Genomic DNA, 15,930 nt, shown 5'->3' on the forward strand with positions numbered 1-15,930 from the left:
GATGGAAATCACCTTATCCGCGCCCCCGTCGCAACCTGCCGTAGTCTGGGACTTCGTTCCCAATACCGAGGCGCTGGAAAAGGCCGGCGATGACGGCGGTTGGGCACAGTCCCTGGTCGGGCGCGTCAATCGTGTCGAAATCGGAACGCCGTTGACGTACGACCTCATCTCGATGTGGAACGATGCGACGCCGCTGTCCGATCAGATCAAGGCGACGCTCGACAAGTCAGACTATCTGCTCGTCCGAATGGCCTGCAGCTTCATGCCCGACATGCGCTGCCGGTTCACGTGGGGACGCTTTTCAGCGCAGTTCGCGTGCCTCGATGAAAGCGAGCCGCCTCACGACGTCCTGACGTTCGATCTCTATCCGCGTGACATTACGGAGCAGACATTGAGAACGCGCAAGCTTTCGCTTGACCCGTCGTTGAAAATGACATTCGGCGAAGCGTCGCTTAACATGGGTTACGCGGAAGAGCGAATGATCTTCGAGCCACGCGTGTCGGGTGCGGGTCTACTTTCGCGCACCGCGAGCTGGACGTTTCAGGCCGAAGGTCATCAGGGCGGGCTCGCGGGCAGTCGGGAGATGTACGCGATCATCAGGAAAACCAAGGGATGCAACGCGTGCGTACGCTTTTCCGTCACCGCCGAAGTGCACGGGCGGCTCGGGCCTATTCCAGTGCGGCAGGCGTCCGGAGGCGGGCAATCGTCGCCTTTTCGCCTGCAGGTCGATTGAGCGCGCGCGCGCCAATGTTGTCAGGAAGATCGCGCAGAACCAGCTTACGAGGGGCTCGCCGGTCCGGCCGAGGCGAATGCGCGCCGCCCGCTAATCACGTCCTTTGCCTGAGTCCCAAGCGCGGGAGCCTGCTGACCACGCTACTTCGCTCGTTTCGTCTGTCACCTCCTGCGGCAAACCGATCTGGTCGCGATCCCGAAGACAGCAGTGCGCGGCGGGCGCGCCTGGAGTTCAGTCAGCTTGTCGGATTCGGCCCCAAGGGTGCCTATACGCCCTTCGTTTACATCCGATACGAAGTCTTTCCAGTAGTAGAAGATGTCCAAATCTACTCCGTTCCTCAAATTCACGATTTCGAGCCAAACGCCGGGATGGCCAACCAGGGCGAAGCCCAGCGTCACGATTCCCAACAGCTCCGATGACGATCAGGCCTGCAGGCGGTCAAACCGCGCGCATTTTTAATCAGGCCCATCCCCGTTCGCGCCGTCACATCGCCAAGCCGGTCCGCCAAACCTATTGCCAGACGCTCACCGGGAATTCGAAAGCCTCAGGCGACAAGACGTCGCTCTTCTGCCAGATCACCCGATCGAGTGTAACGGACAGATTCCACGTTTCAGCGGCAACCGGTTCCTTCTTTGCGAATGCCCTGGGCGTAAGCACCGCGATGCACCCGCCTCCCGCCGGATCACGCACGGATCGATACACGATCGCGTCGAGGTGAGCCTCGCGTGCAATCCCGGCAAAGGCTTGGCAATAGCCATGCTCCGACTTGTTTTCGAATGCCGTCTGCTGGAGCGAAAAGGGCGGCTGGCGGAGATCAACCGCGCGCCCCTGAATCGTCGCCTTGAATAAAGTCTGTGGCAATGTATCGATCGATCCAAGCGACGGCGATTCAGTCAGAAAGCGCCAGCGCCAATAGCCGAGCTCTGCGCACGCGGTGCTTTTAGCGTAGGCGGCATAAAAGACACCTGGATCGTAGGGTCGGCGAAAGCGCGAGCCATACCTGGAGGTCGGATAGCGAAAGGGCGTAAATAGCAACCAGTGGAGTCCGAAAGCCGTGGCAGGAATCGGAGGTTTCGAGGCCTCGAGCAACGCTTCGAGCTGAGCCTGTTCCGCCAGACTGTCAACGAGCGACATCGTTGCCACACGATGTTGAGCCTCGACCGCACGCCAGGTATCCTCGATAAGCTCGCGAGCCTCAGATGCGACCTCGGTAGATGTCCAAGTATTCGACGACATTAACAAGTCCTTGAGCGGAGCGGATGAGATCAATTGGTCTGGCGTTGAGCGCGGTGTTCTCACCCGCCAGCCACGCCTGCGCTTTCTCGCCGGGTCCGACGATGGCGTCGAGTGAACGAAACAGACGCACCAGCAACAACGCCAACTCCCATTCCTTGCCTCGCGATTGCTCAAGCTGGTATGTGCCCGCGACGAGTCGTGAGACAGAAGCTGTACTGAGTCCGAGCACGTCGGCTAGTGTCGTTTGACTGATACGTAGGGCGGCCGCCGCGCGCACCGCCGCCTTGGAAAGGGTGGCAGCGGGCGTTGGACCGACCGCTGCATGACCTTGCGTTGTCGATGCCATGATGGCCTCCTGTATCTACAGAAATATTATCATTGATTCGTTTCTGTAGCAACGAACAACTGGCGGACGCACGTTAGTTCGCCGTTCGTTAATTTTACATGATTTTACATAATGTAAATTATCACCCGAACGTTTTGTAGCGGCCAGATGATAATGTCCGCTTTTAGCCGCATAGAAATGTCCGCTTTTGATGCTGTCGTATGCTAGCCACCCGCCGTTTTCGGGCGCTCTAGACATCGATGGCTGTGACAGAACGGATAACAATGACGATGCGGGAACTGGACAGATTCAAAGTCATTCAGGACGTGACGGAGGGACGGCTCAAGCCATGGCGTGCTGCCGAACGTCTGGGTCTGACGACGAGGCAAGTACGGCGGTTGGTGGCCCGATACCGCGAGTCTGGCGCCGCTGGACTGATCTCTTGCAAGCGCGGTATGCCCGGGAATCGGAGACTGGACGGCGAACTGGCCCAACGTGCTCTGGCCATCGTCCGTGAGCGCTACGCCGATTTCGGCCCGACCCTGGCGTGCGAGAAGCTGCGCGAGTGTCACGGCATCCGGCTCGCGAAGGAAACCGTACGCAAGCTGATGACGGAAGCCGGGCTGTGGATACCGCGCCGGCAGCGCCCGCCGAAGGTCTACCAGCCGCGGGCCCGGCGCGCGTGTCTGGGCGAGCTGGTGCAGATCGACGGCAGCGACCACCGCTGGTTCGAGGACCGGGCGCCGGCCTGCACGCTGCTGGTGTATGTCGACGATGCGACGAGCCGGCTGATGGCGTTGCATTTCACGGCGACCGAATCAACTTTCAGTTATTTCGAAGCTACGCGCGCATACATCGAGCGCCATGGCAAACCCGGCGCGCTCTATAGCGACAAGTACAGCGTGTTTCGCAAAACGGGCGCGAACAAGGATGGCAATAGCGTGACCCACTTTGGACGTGCAATGTACGAACTGAACATCGACACATTTTGCGCGAACAGCAGCCCGGCCAAGGGCCGCGTCGAGCGCGCACACCAGACGCTGGTGTCCCCGTGACTTTTGTGCAGATTACGACGGTAGCCTGATCTAGCCACGACAGGGGCTTCCGGTCTGCCCCTTAAAATATGCCATTAAAAATCATGGGGTTGCTGTTTATAAAGAGCTGCCCGCCTCACACTGCTGCGTTCTGACGATTGTCCGTTGCCTTGCCGATAATTTCCCGCTACGCTGGTCGGTCCCTCGTTTGCGGAGCGGACGGCGATGGAACACTGGCGACTGGCTTATCTGGGTATGCGGCGAATCCCGCGTGACCTCAGCGAATTCGAACTCGCCACATTCTTTACGTTCTCCGCCAGGGAGCGGGCACTGATCAACGCCCGCCGTGGGCCGCTTTACCGGCTTGCGCTCGCCCTGCATATCGGCTTCGTCCGTATGACAGGCACGACGCTCGATGCGTACCAGTATGTGCCGCAGATCCTGTGGAGCCACCTTGGCCAGCACCTCGGCATCGTGCCGCCGGATCTCGGCACGCTTCGCACGCTCTATGAAACCCGCGAACGCACCCTGTTCGATCATCAGGTGCTTGCCTACAGGACACTCGGTTTTCTGCCAATGGCCGAGCATCAGCGCCGTTACGTCGTACGCTGGCTGAAGGAGCGGCTGACAGGGCGCCCGAACCGCGCGGACCTCATGCACGAGCTTAAGCGCTGGCTTTATGAACATCGTGTTCTCATCCAGCAGGATCGCGCGCTCAAACCGCTGCTGGTGCAGGCTGCCCGCGATGTCGAATCCGCGCTGATCACGAGCCTGATGCAGAGCTTCGATGAAGTTACCCTGGACCGATGGGCTTCATTGCTGACGCAGCAGCATGGTTCGTTTGCCAGCCTTCAGCAATGGTTGTGGTCGGTGCCACTGCGCAATTCAACGCACCAGATGAACGAGCTGTTTCGCAAGATCGACCGGCTCGTTGAACTCGCCGTACACCGCGACTGGCCTACGGAATGCAACGAGGCGGCCGTGCGCCACTTCGCGCGGCGCTGTGCGAACCGCAAACCGTCGGTCAGCCGTCGCATCCAGCAGGAAATCCGCCGGCTCGAAGTCGCCTGCTTCATGCGGTATGCGCTTTGCACGACAACCGACCAGTTGCTTGCGATGTTGGGCCGCTGGATTCGCAAGGCGATCAACGAGGCGAACAGCAGAGTGGCTGCGACACGGCCGGACCTCAAGGACCAGATACGCGATCTGGCGGTGGCAGTCAAGGTAATCGCAACGGACGAAACGTTGTCGCGCGAGGAGATGGTCGAACAGCTTTGTGCGCTGGCCGACGCGGCACTGAAGCAGGACACACCCAGCCGCACGACGCTGATGCGTGCGCAACTGGTTTCGAAGCGGCGCATGGCTCGCGCCATGCTCGCCAAACTGTTGTCGCTGCCGTTCGAGGCACAAACCGCGCATCCCGTCATCGCCGCGCTGGTGTTGTTACGTGAACTGTACGCGGGGAGATCGAACGAACTGCCCGCAGACACGGCCATCCATCTCGGCAAGGCGTGGCAACGCACGATCGAAAGCGAAGACCGGTGTCAGGCACTGCTTGCCTTCGAATGGGCAACGCTTTTTGCGCTACGAGTTGCCTTGCGTAATGGATCGGTCTTCGTCGCACACAGCTTCGAGTTCCGCAGCCAGGCGACGTTGCTGATTCCAGACGACGAGTGGCAAACAAGGCGCAATCACTACTACGGTCACCTGAAGCTGCCACAGAACCCGCAAGAATTTCTCGAACCTGTCATCGAGCACCTGGATGCGGGCCTCGCGCGTCTGCTCGAAGCGGTTGCGAGCGGCGAAGTTCGCATCGACGACGCGGTCCATATCGGTCCGCTCAATGCGCAGCCACACGATGCCGCCATGGAAGCGTTACGCCGCGCGATTTTCGAACCGCGACCTGACGGACAGTTGCCGAGGATCATTCTCGAGATCGATAGCGCCGCGCGTTTCAGCTGGGTATTGCTCGGACGCGAACCGCGCTCGCGTGCCGAGCTGCTGATGACCTACGCCGCTGTCCTCGCGCACGGCACATCCATGTCGGCCGCTGATATCGCCCGTATGGTGCCTGAACTGTCTGCGAGCGCGATCCGTCAGATGATGAACCGTATCGCCGACGAGCGCATGCTGCGGCAGGCCGCCGATGCAGTGCTCGAGTTCATGCACTTCCATCCGATTGCGCAGCACTGGGGCCGCGCAGATCTGGCTTCGTCAGACATGGTGTCGCTGGAAACCACGCGAACCGTCTGGCAGGCACGCGCCGATCCGCGGCGCCGCACGGCTTCGATCGGCGTGTACACGCATGTGCGGGATCGCTGGGGCATCTTCTACGACCAGCCGATCCTGCTGAACGAGCGCCAGGCCGGCGTCGCGATCGAAGGCGTGATCCGGCAGAACAGCACCGACGACGTGACCTTACTTGCAGTTGATACGCACGGGTATACCGATTTTGCGATGGGCCTGGCCCGGGCGCTGGGCTTTGACCTGTGTCCCCGGCTCGCCCATCTGAGGGATCGCCGCCTGCACGTGCCAGTCGCACATGCAATACCGGCAGGACTCCTGCCAGTTGTCGACCGTGACGTGAAGCTGGAAGCGATCGAGGCAGTCTGGGACGAGTTCGTGCGGGTTGCCGCCTCCGTGCAGAGCGGTCATTGCACCGCCGTTCAGGCGCTGACCCGGTTTGGTTCAGCGGCACGCGGACAGCCGCTCTACGAGGGCGGCGTACAGCTTGGACGGCTGTTCAGGTCGATCTTCCTCATCGACTACTTCACCGTGCCGGCGTTTCGTAGCGAACTGCAACACGCGCTCAATCGGGGCGAGGCGGTCCACAACGTGCAGCGCGCAATCCACCAGGGCAAGATTCCTGTCGAACTCACGCGTCACCGTCATTCGATGATCGCGGTCTCGTCCGCGCTGACGCTGTTGACCAACGCCGTCATGGCGTGGAATACCCACCATATGCAGCGTGCGCTCGACATGATCGAGCAACTCGGCGCCCAGCCTGTCGAGGCGCATCATCTGCGCAGCATCGCACCGACCTCACTCGAGGGCATCAACCTGCGCGGCACCTTCGACTTTCCGATCGCTGATTATGCGGATCGGCTCATGCCCAGTCTCGTCGTCACGGAGACGCCGTCCACCTGGCAGAGTGCGGGCACACAGTAGGTTCGGGGCCACGCCCTGCCGTACGGCTGAAATGACATCCTGACAGTCCGGTCGGGTCTTTAACCCGCAGATGCGGGCACCCACGTGCGCGATGCACGATCCGATGTTTGACGCTATCGGACCAGTCTGAAACTGCAAAGCTTTGTCAAATGCGTGGCAGATCTGACACGTGCTGACAGTCTCGCGCAGGTGATTCCGATATCCTGCCTCGCACAGTGCATGCCGTCGCGGGATGGCGACGTACATGGGTCAGCGGCTCGTGTACCAGCCACCGAGTACCTTCGCTTCAGTTCGGTTCAGACGTGATGACAATTCTTCACAGTCGCTGATCCGGATTTTCGGCACAGTACAGCACCCTTCCAATTAAGCAGTGCGAATAAAGAAAATGAATAACCGAGTCTACCGGCTGGTGTATAGCAAACTCAGGGGCATGCTCGTGGCCGTCGAGGAGACGGCTGCTGGGGCCGGCAAGAGCAACCAGGGAGAAACCACTGTTCAGTCGACCAGTGCGAAGACCATCTCGCTATTCGCGCTGCGTCATGTGGCTTTTGCGGTGCTCACGCTCGCAGGGGCTGCGCCCCTGCTGGTGGACGCGCAGGTGGTCGGGGGTGGAGCGCACGCGCCGGGCGTGATCCAGACACAGAACGGCCTGCAGCAGGTGAACATCAACGCGCCCTCTGGTGGCGCCGGCGTGTCGCTCAATACCTATTCGCAGTTCGATGTGCCGAAGGCCGGCGTCGTGTTGAACAACTCGCCCACGATCGTCAACACGCAGCAGGCGGGTTATATCAATGGCAACCCGAATTTCGCGCCCGGCCAGTCGGCGAGGATTATCGTCAACCAGGTCAACAGCAGTGCGGCCTCGCAACTGAAAGGTTATGTTGAGGTCGCCGGCAACCGGGCCGAGGTCATTCTGGCCAATCCCTCGGGCATCGTGGTTGATGGTGGCGGCTTCATCAACACCAGTCGTGGCATTTTGACGACGGGCACCCCGCTCATCGATGCGAGCGGCAATCTCACCGGTTTCAACGTGAGCGGCGGCAACATTACGGTCCAGGGTGCCGGATTTAACGCATCCAACGTCGACCAGGTTGACCTCATTGCCCGTGCCGTGCAGGCCAATGCCGCGATCTATGCGAACACGCTGAACGTGATCACCGGCGCGAACCGAGTTGATCACGACACGCTTGCGGCGACGCCCATCACTGTCAGTGGCGCCGCGCCCGCCGTGAGCATCGATGTCGGCCAGCTGGGCGGCATGTACTCGGGGAAAATCCGCCTGGTTGGCACAGAGAACGGCGTCGGCGTGTCGCTTGCCGGTGTCGTCGCCGCACAGGCAGGCGACCTGACGCTGACCACCCAGGGCAAACTGCTGCTCGCCGGACAGACCAATGCGAGCGGCAACATGGTGCTGTCGGCGCACGACGGCGTCGATAATAGCGGAACGACGTACGGCCAGCAATCCGTTTCCGTCAATACATCAGGAAGCCTGACCAATAGCGGCACCCTCGCCGCGCAGCAGAACACGACCATCAACGCCGGCAGTGTCGCCTCGACGGGCACCCTCGGCGCGGGCGTGAATGGCGACGGCACGATTGCCAGCGCGGGCGACCTGACCGTCAGCGCGAGCGGCGCGGTCACGGCCACGGGCCGTAACGAAGGCGGCGGCAATACGGCGATACAGGGCACGTCCGTCAATCTCGCGGGCAGCAACACGTCGGCGAACGGCGCGCTGGCGCTGACGGCAAGCGGTGGCGACCTGAACCTCGCGGGCGCGACGACAACCGCAGGCGGCGCGCTGAACGCGAACGCAGCAGGCACGCTCGTGAACGACGGCGGCAGGCTCTCCAGCGGCAACGCGATGCAGCTGGCGGCGGCAAACGTCTCCAATGCGGGCGGCCAGATCGTGTCGCAATCGGCGCTTGACCTGAACACGGCGGGTGCGATCAGCAATCGTCAGGGCGTGATCCAGTCGGCGGGCCGCGCTGCGCTCGATGGGGCGTCGCTCGACAACACGGCGGGCCGCATCGTGTCGCTCAACGGCGACGGGCTTTCTGTGACCACGACGGGCGCGCTCGTGAACGCAGGCGGTACGACCGCGACAGGCGACACGGGCGGCGTGATCGGCACGAATGGCGCGCTCGCTGTCAATGCCGGGACGCTCGCGAACCAGGGGCAGCTCAACGCGGCAGGCGACGCGACCGTGCGCGCGCAGACCATCGATAACCACGCGGGCAGTCTCACCGCAGGCGGTGCGCTCAATGCGTCGGCAACCGGCGCGCTCAGCAATACGGGCGGCTCGATGTCGGGCGCGGCGACGACGGTTTCGGCTGCATCGATCGATAACACCAGCGGCAGCATCGACGGCGATACGCTCGCCGTGTCGACCTCCGGCGACCTCGTGAACCGGGGCGGCCACCTCACGCAGTACAGCACAGCGAGCCAGAGCCTCAGCGCAGGCGGCACGCTCGACAACACGGGCGGCGCCATTGCATCGAACGCCGCGAACCTGAGCGTCGCCGCGCAGAATCTGGTCAATGACAGCGGCTCGGTCCAGCACGCGGGGACAGGCACGCTTGCCGTGAATACGACGGGTGCCATCTCGAACCGGGCGGGTCAGATCGCCACGAATGGCGCACTCGTTGCGCAGGCCGGCAGTCTCGACAACAGCGCCGGAACGCTGTCCGCCCAGGGCACGGCGCAGGTCAGCGTCACGTCCGGCATCGTCAACCAGGGCGGCACGCTCTATGGCCAGAACGGCCTGACGGCGACCACACAGGGCGCGTTCGACAACACGGGCGGTTCCGTGCAGACGGCGGGCGACCTGTCAGTCAGCGCAGACGGCGTGTTGACCAATGCCCAGGGCACCGTGAATGCAAACGGCGCACACAGTACGGCCAGCGTATCAGCGGCCAGCATCGACAATACCGCAGGCACACTGACCAATGCGGGCGACGGCGCCACCACCATCACGGCCTTGAGCGGCGTGACGAACACGGGCGGCACGCTTGGCGGAAATGGCGACGTGACGGTCAATGCGCAGACGCTCGCGAACGATGCAGGCGCGCAGCTCGTGGCGGGTGGCGCGGCGAACCTGAACATCACGCAAAGCGTCAACAATGCGGGCGGCACGATTTTCGGCGGCACGGCGCTCAATCTCAATCAGGCCAGTGCCGCTGTCGTCAATGACGGCGGCGCGATGCTGGGCGGCACGGATGTGTCGGTCAATGTCGCATCACTGTCGAACGCGGGCGGCGCGATCCGCGCCAACCGCGACATTACCGTCAGCGGCGCGGTGAGCGGCGACGGCGAGATGACGGCGGGCCGCAACCTGTCGCTGAGCGTCGCCGGCGACTACACGAACGACGCGGCGAACAGCCTGCACGCGGACGGCGACATGAGCGTCTCCGCCACCGGCACGCTCACGAACACGGGCACGCTCGCAGCGGCGGGCGCGCTCACCGCGTCCGGCGCAAACGTCGTCAACGCGGCGGGTGCCGACATCAATTCGGCGACAACGACCGTCAACGCGACGGGCACGCTGACGAATGCAGGCCGCATCGAAGGCGATGCGGTGACGACGACAAGTGCGACGCTCGCCAACACGGGCGCTGTGATCGGCAACATCGTGCAGGTCAATGCGACCGATGTGTCGAACACGGGCGCGGCCGCCGTCATCGCGGGCGCACAGAGCGTCAACATCTACGCGTCGAACTCGGTCACAAACGCGGATGGCGCGCTGATCTACAGCGGTGGCAACCTGGCAATCGCGAAGGACGGCACGCGCGACGCGACGGGGATGCTCGCCGACCAGATGAACACGCTCACCAACAGCGCGGCGGACATCGAGGCGGCCGGCGACATCGACATCGCCGCGCATACGGTGAACAACCTGCGTACGGGTGTCGTCACGCAGGCGGGCACGCCGCAGACGACGGGCTCCACGACGCTGACCTTCTGGAGTGCGGGGATTCCCATCAGCGACCTGGGCTACTACGAGAGTTCCGTCTATCCGCAGTGGTTCATGGACGCGGGCGCGATCGGGACGGCGGCGGTGGGTGCGCTCTCGCACCCGATTACCGTGACCGTGCCCAGGTCGCAGGTCACCAACCTGGATACGGGCGCGCAGACGTTCTCGCTGACGACGCCGCTGACCGACACGTACGTCAGCGCGTCGACGCCACTGGTCCAGGTGTGCAACGGCGCTGGCCATTGTCACTACGCGAACACCAGCGCCACGCGCACGATCACGAACAACGCGACGCAGTGGTACAACAGCCTCACGGACAACGGCGACGGCACGTATTCGATCACTTTCTGGCCGGACTTCAACCCGAACGTCAACATCCGGCCGGATCAGGTGCAGGTCCGCTATGACCTGGGGACCGCCAGCCACGACTATGTGGAGATGTCGCGCACCACGACGACGACGATCAGCACCGACCAGCTCGTGAATGCCGGCACGCCGGCGAAAATCCAGGCGCAGGGCGCGATCCGCATCAATGCCGATGGCGGCTCGATCAATAACCAGTCGTCCACCATGGCGGCCGGTGGCGACCTCGTGCGCCGTGCGACGGGCGGCAGCGTGAACGACACGGGTACGGTGCTGCAGCAGACCATCGACGACTCGACTTCATCGACGTTTTACTGGCACCAGAAGACGGGCGGCAGCAACGACACGCAGACGCCCGGCGCTGTCGTCACGACGGCGTCCTCGACCGTCGATGCGCTGCCGGCGATTGCCACGTCGAACCAGAGCCTGCAGACCGACGCGGCCTCGATCAGCATCGGCAGTGTGAACCGTGTGGGGCAGACGGTGACGGGCTCGGGTGTCACGGGCGGCAATGCGACGGGCACCCTGCCCGGTAGCGTGGCCGGCCAGGTGAGCCGGCCCCAGACGCTGGGCAGCGCGTCAGGCGGCATCCCCAATCTGGCGCTGCCCGTCAACGGCCTCTTCTCGTATCGCACCGCGCCGGGTGCCACCTGGCTGATCGCGACCGATCCGCGCTTCACGAGCTACAGCCGCTTCATCTCCAGCGACTACATGCTGGGCCAGCTCGGACTCAATCCGCAGCAGATCGAAAAGCGCATCGGCGACGGCTATTACGAAGAACAGCTGATCCTCAACCAGGTGACGCAGCTCACGGGCCGCACGTTCCTCGCCGGGTATGCGGACAACCTCGATGAATATACCGCGCTGATGAACAACGGCGTGGCGTATTCGAAAGCGTTCAGTCTCACGGTCGGCGTCGGGCTGACCGACGCGCAGATGCAGCAGCTCACGACCGACATGGTGTGGCTCGTGTCGCAGGATGTCACATTACCCGACGGTACGCACCAGACGGTGCTGGTACCGAAGCTCTATCTGGCGCAGGGCGATACGGTGGACCTGAAGGACAGCGGCGCGCTGGTGGCGGGCAACGCGGTGACGCTGAACGCCTCGGGCGACGTGACGAACAGCGGCCATATCGTCAGCGATGTGGCGACGACGGTGCTCGGCAACAATATCGTCAACCGCGGCGTGATCGGCAGCGGCGGCACGACGGCCGTGGCGGCGGTGCAGGATGTGCGCAATGTCAGCGGCCGCATCGGCGGGCAGGACGTGGACGTCACGGCGGGGCGCGATGTGGTCAACGAAACCGCCACCGTCAGTGTGCGGGGCACCGCGAGCACGACGGGCCTCGTTGGCGTGGCGGTCACGCAGGAGGCGCTGGCGACGGGCACGATTTCGGCGGCGGGCAATGCGCAGGTTATCGCGGACCGCGATGTGAACCTCGCGGGCGCGTCGATCCAGGCCGGCAACAACGCCGCCATCGGCGCAGGCCGCGACATCAACGTGGGCACAGTGGCGCTCACGTCCACGCAGGATGCCTGGACGCGCGACCGGCTTAACGGCGGGCACGACAGCGTGACGCAGAACGTCGGCAGCATGATCACCACGGGCGGCAGCCTCGTGACCGTGTCGGGGCGCGACACGACGCTCGCCGATGCGACGGTGAAGACGGGCGGCGACGCCTCGCTGATCGCGGGCAACAACCTGACAGTGACGGCGGCAAAGAACACCCATTCGCATAATGAGCAGTCGCTGGGCAGCAGCCGGGCGCAGCACACCAGTTCCTCCTACGACGAGACGGCCCAGGGCAGCAGCCTGAACGCGGGCGGTGACCTGCTGCTCGCGGCCGGCCAGACCCAGGCCGCAACAGCCCTGCTCTCGCCGTATCACGTGAGCGTCGCACCCGCCACGCCGAACGCCCCGGGCGGCGGCAACCTGTCCGTGTTGGGCTCAAGCGTGACCACGGGCACCACCACTGCCGATGGCAGCCTCTCCGGTGGCGCCGTGAAGCTCGCCGCGACGGGTGATGTGACGGTGGGCGCGGTCAGCGAGACCCACGATGCGCAGAGCTGGTCGCATGTCAACCATTCCGGCTTCCTGTCGAGCGAAACCACAACCGACACGAAGACCTCGCACCAGCTGCTGTCCGTCGGTTCGACCGTGGCGGGCGATACGGTTAATGCGAATGCCGGTCACGATCTCACGGTGGCAGGTTCGACGCTCGCGTCGACGCACGACATGGCGCTGTCGGCGGATCACGACCTGACCATCACCACGACACAGAACACGAGCGACGCGAGCCATTTCCACGAGGATGTGAAGTCGGGGCTGGGCGCAACGGGCAATGGCATTTCGTACGGCAACAGCGACACGAAGAACACCACGCACGACAGTTCGGTCACGCAGAACGGCAGCCTTGTCGGCAGCACGGGCGGCAGCGTGGCGATGACGGCGGGCAACAACCTGCACGTGACGGGCAGCGATGTGATTGCCGCGCAGAACGTCACGGGCACGGCGGCGAACATCACGCTGGATGCCGCGACGGGCACGTCGCATCACGATGAAACCCAGGAAACGAAGACGAGCGGCTTCACGCTGGGTCTCGGGGGCAGCGTGGGCCAGGCGATCGAGGCGGCGGTCCAGCAGACCCAGGCGGCGGGCAGCAGCCAGGACGGCCGTGCGAAGGCGCTGCACACGATTGCCGCGGCGGGCAACGCCGCAAGCGCCGTGGGGTCGCTCGCGGGCGGCGGTACGCCCGACATCAGCGTGCAGCTGTCGTGGGGGACGAGCCAGTCGAAGAACACCTTCACGGAAGACCAGACCACGCAGACGCGTTCGTCGGTGAAGGCAGGCGGCACCGCGTCGTTCACCGCGACCGGTGGCGGTGACAATGCGGGCACGCCCGGCAGCGGCAACATCACGGTTGCCGGTTCGGATGTGAGCGCGAACGACGTGCTGCTGAGCGCGAAGAACCAGGTGAACCTCGTCAATTCGACAAACACCGATTCGACGCGCAGCACCAACGAGTCGAGCAGCGCCAGTGTCGGCGTGTCGTACGGCACCAAGGGCTGGGGCGTCACCGCTTCGATGAGCAAGGCGCATGGCGATGCCAACAGTGATGCCGCCACGCAGAACAACACGCACGTCGCCGGCGCGAACAGCGTGTCGATTGTCTCGGGCGGCGACACGAACATCACCGGCGCGGATGTGAGCGGCAACCGCGTGTCGGCCAACGTCGGCGGCAACCTGAACATCGCCAGCGTGCAGGACACGACGGTGTCCAGCGCGCATCAGGACAGTTCGGGCGGCGGCTTCAGCATCAGCCAGGGCGGCGGCAGCGCGAGCATCAGCAGCCAGCACGGCAGCGCCAGCGGCAACTACGCGGGCGTGAACGAGCAGGCAGGCATTCAGGCCGGTGCGGGCGGCTTCGACATCAACGTCAGGGGCAATACGGACCTGAAAGGCGCCGTCATTGCCAGCGCCGCCGGCGCCTCGAAGAACAGCCTGACGACGGGCACGCTCACCTTCTCGGACATCCAGAACCACTCCGACTACAGCGCATCGAGCAGCGGTTTCAGCGCGGGCACGTCGGGCTTCATGCCGATGCTCAGCCAGTCCGATAGCGGCCATTCGAGCGCCACCACGAAGAGCGGCGTGAGCGCAGGCTCGATCACGGTGACGGACGCGGCGAACCAGAAGCAGGATATCGCGAGCCTGAACCGCGACACGACCGGCACGAACGGCACCGTGTCGAAACTGCCCGACGTGAACACCCTGCTGTCGAACCAGGCGGACGTGATGGGTGCGGCGAGTGCGGCGGGCGAAGCGGTGGCGAAGGATATCGGCACGTATTCCGACATCCGCGAGCAGGCTGCAAAGGATGGCGCGAAAGCGGCGAACCTGCTGGGCGAGACTGATCAGGCCGCTCAATATCAGCAGGACGCGGCCGACTGGAGTGAAGGCGGGACGGATCGCGTCGCGCTGCACGTCGCCGGTGGGGCGCTGGTGGCGGGTATCGGTGGCGGCAGCATCGGGAGCGCGCTGGGCGGGGCAGCGGGTGCGGGCGTGTCGGCGACCATGGCAGGCAAGCTGAACGACATCAGCGCCGAGATTCAAAGTGCAGACCCGACCGGCAATGCGACTGCGAACCGCATTCTCGGCAACGTGCTCGCAAATGCGATTGCCGGTACTGCGGGCGCGCTCGTCGGCGGCAACGCAGGGGCGTTCACGGCATCGAATGCGGACATGTACAACCGCCAGCTGAACCCGAACGAAAAGCAGAAACTGGCCCAATTGCAGGCAGGAGAAACACCGGAAGAGAAGCAGCGACTGGCGGACGCGGCGTGCGCGCTCGTGCAGTGTGCGGCGCAACTGTCGGATAACGATCCTGCGAAGGCTGCGGCCCAGGATTCGCAGAATCGCGGTGCTGGCTATCTCACCGAGCAAAAGGAACTCAGGGCAACGGGTCTGTTCCAGTACAGCCTTGCTGATGCGCTGACCGATCCCGTGAACCGTGCCGGTGACTGGGTCTTGCAGCAGACCAGATCGGCAGCAAATGGTGCGGCAAACCTGGGGAATCAGGTCGGCAACAAGGCAAAGGCCGATGCTCAGGCCAAGATTTCCGAGGCTCCTGCGAGCCTGATGGCTCAGGGTGCCGTAAACGGGGTGACCGCAGTTACGGGTATGCGCGGTGGTGAGCCGCCAGCGCAAAGCCCTGGTGCCGTGCTTGTGGATAGCGCAGGACAGGCGTTAACTGGCGGTACGGGATCAGCGGCGTACCAACCTGACAATGCGACGCTCGCGACCGATCCAACTTCACGCCCCTCTGGTTTCCGCAAACAGACCGTGGTGGATGCGTGGGACAATGCCGCAGATGGGTCGACCGATGGGACAAAGGCTTGTCCGACCTGCGGCAAGGACGTGACTGTTGCTCCCGGTCAAGGCGCTCGCGATTGGGACGTTGACCATCAACCCCCTTGGAGTCAGCGTGATCTTACAGGGATGACGCGACAGGAAGTTATCAACGAATACAACAGCGGGACGCGCTTGGAATGCCCAAGCTGCAATCGCTCGCGTGGTGCGAATCCGGCAGGCCAATAAC

6 protein-coding genes and 1 pseudogene are annotated in these 15,930 nt (G+C 63.7%); 4 read left to right on the top strand and 3 right to left on the bottom strand.

Annotated features, from left to right (window positions below; genetic code table 11):
- Position 1 precedes the first annotated feature (1 nt).
- Positions 2 to 733 (top strand): hypothetical protein, encoded by a 732-nt coding sequence (locus BPHY_RS36205; protein ID WP_012406445.1) that lies wholly within the window; start codon positions 2 to 4, stop codon positions 731 to 733.
- Positions 734 to 823: 90 nt separating this feature from the next.
- Here BPHY_RS36205 and BPHY_RS44365 read toward each other — a convergent pair whose 3' ends face one another.
- The 3 genes from BPHY_RS44365 to BPHY_RS36220 form a co-directional block, all read right to left on the bottom strand.
- A complete protein-coding gene (locus BPHY_RS44365; RefSeq protein ID WP_407671309.1) occupies positions 824 to 898 on the bottom strand; it encodes a hypothetical protein in 75 nt (24 codons plus the stop codon).
- A gap of 345 nt (positions 899 to 1,243) precedes the next feature.
- On the bottom strand, positions 1,244 to 1,969 hold the full coding sequence (locus BPHY_RS36215) for an RES family NAD+ phosphorylase (RefSeq protein ID WP_012406446.1): 726 nt from the start codon (positions 1,967 to 1,969) through the stop codon (positions 1,244 to 1,246).
- Entirely contained in the window at positions 1,929 to 2,315 is a 387-nt protein-coding gene (locus tag BPHY_RS36220; RefSeq protein ID WP_012406447.1) for an MbcA/ParS/Xre antitoxin family protein, read from the bottom strand. The genes BPHY_RS36215 and BPHY_RS36220 overlap by 41 nt, the downstream gene beginning before the upstream one ends.
- Before the next feature lie 239 nt (positions 2,316 to 2,554).
- On the opposite strand from BPHY_RS36220, the pseudogene BPHY_RS36225 reads away from it, so the two are divergent.
- The 3 genes and pseudogenes from BPHY_RS36225 to BPHY_RS36235 all read left to right on the top strand — a co-directional run.
- Positions 2,555 to 3,337: pseudogene (locus tag BPHY_RS36225) on the top strand (ISNCY family transposase); the annotation flags it as partial.
- 216 nt (positions 3,338 to 3,553) lie between these two features.
- Complete coding sequence (locus BPHY_RS36230; protein WP_012406449.1) at positions 3,554 to 6,496, top strand: Tn3 family transposase; 2,943 nt, start codon at positions 3,554 to 3,556, stop codon at positions 6,494 to 6,496.
- A gap of 385 nt (positions 6,497 to 6,881) precedes the next feature.
- A complete protein-coding gene (locus BPHY_RS36235; protein ID WP_041766530.1) occupies positions 6,882 to 15,929 on the top strand; it encodes a two-partner secretion domain-containing protein in 9,048 nt (3,015 codons plus the stop codon).
- Position 15,930 lies beyond the last annotated feature (1 nt).

This window comes from Paraburkholderia phymatum STM815 (assembly GCF_000020045.1).
In the GTDB taxonomy this organism is placed as follows: domain Bacteria; phylum Pseudomonadota; class Gammaproteobacteria; order Burkholderiales; family Burkholderiaceae; genus Paraburkholderia; species Paraburkholderia phymatum.

Excerpts from the sequence above, each read along its gene's own strand:
- BPHY_RS36220 (WP_012406447.1), bottom strand. The coding sequence starts at position 2,315 with ATGGCATCGACAACGCAAGGTCATGCAGCGGTCGGTCCAACGCCCGCT.
- BPHY_RS36205 (WP_012406445.1), top strand. The coding sequence starts at position 2 with ATGGAAATCACCTTATCCGCGCCCCCGTCGCAACCTGCCGTAGTCTGG.
- BPHY_RS36230 (WP_012406449.1), top strand. The coding sequence starts at position 3,554 with ATGGAACACTGGCGACTGGCTTATCTGGGTATGCGGCGAATCCCGCGT.
- BPHY_RS36235 (WP_041766530.1), top strand. The coding sequence starts at position 6,882 with ATGAATAACCGAGTCTACCGGCTGGTGTATAGCAAACTCAGGGGCATG.
- BPHY_RS36215 (WP_012406446.1), bottom strand. The coding sequence starts at position 1,969 with ATGTCGTCGAATACTTGGACATCTACCGAGGTCGCATCTGAGGCTCGC.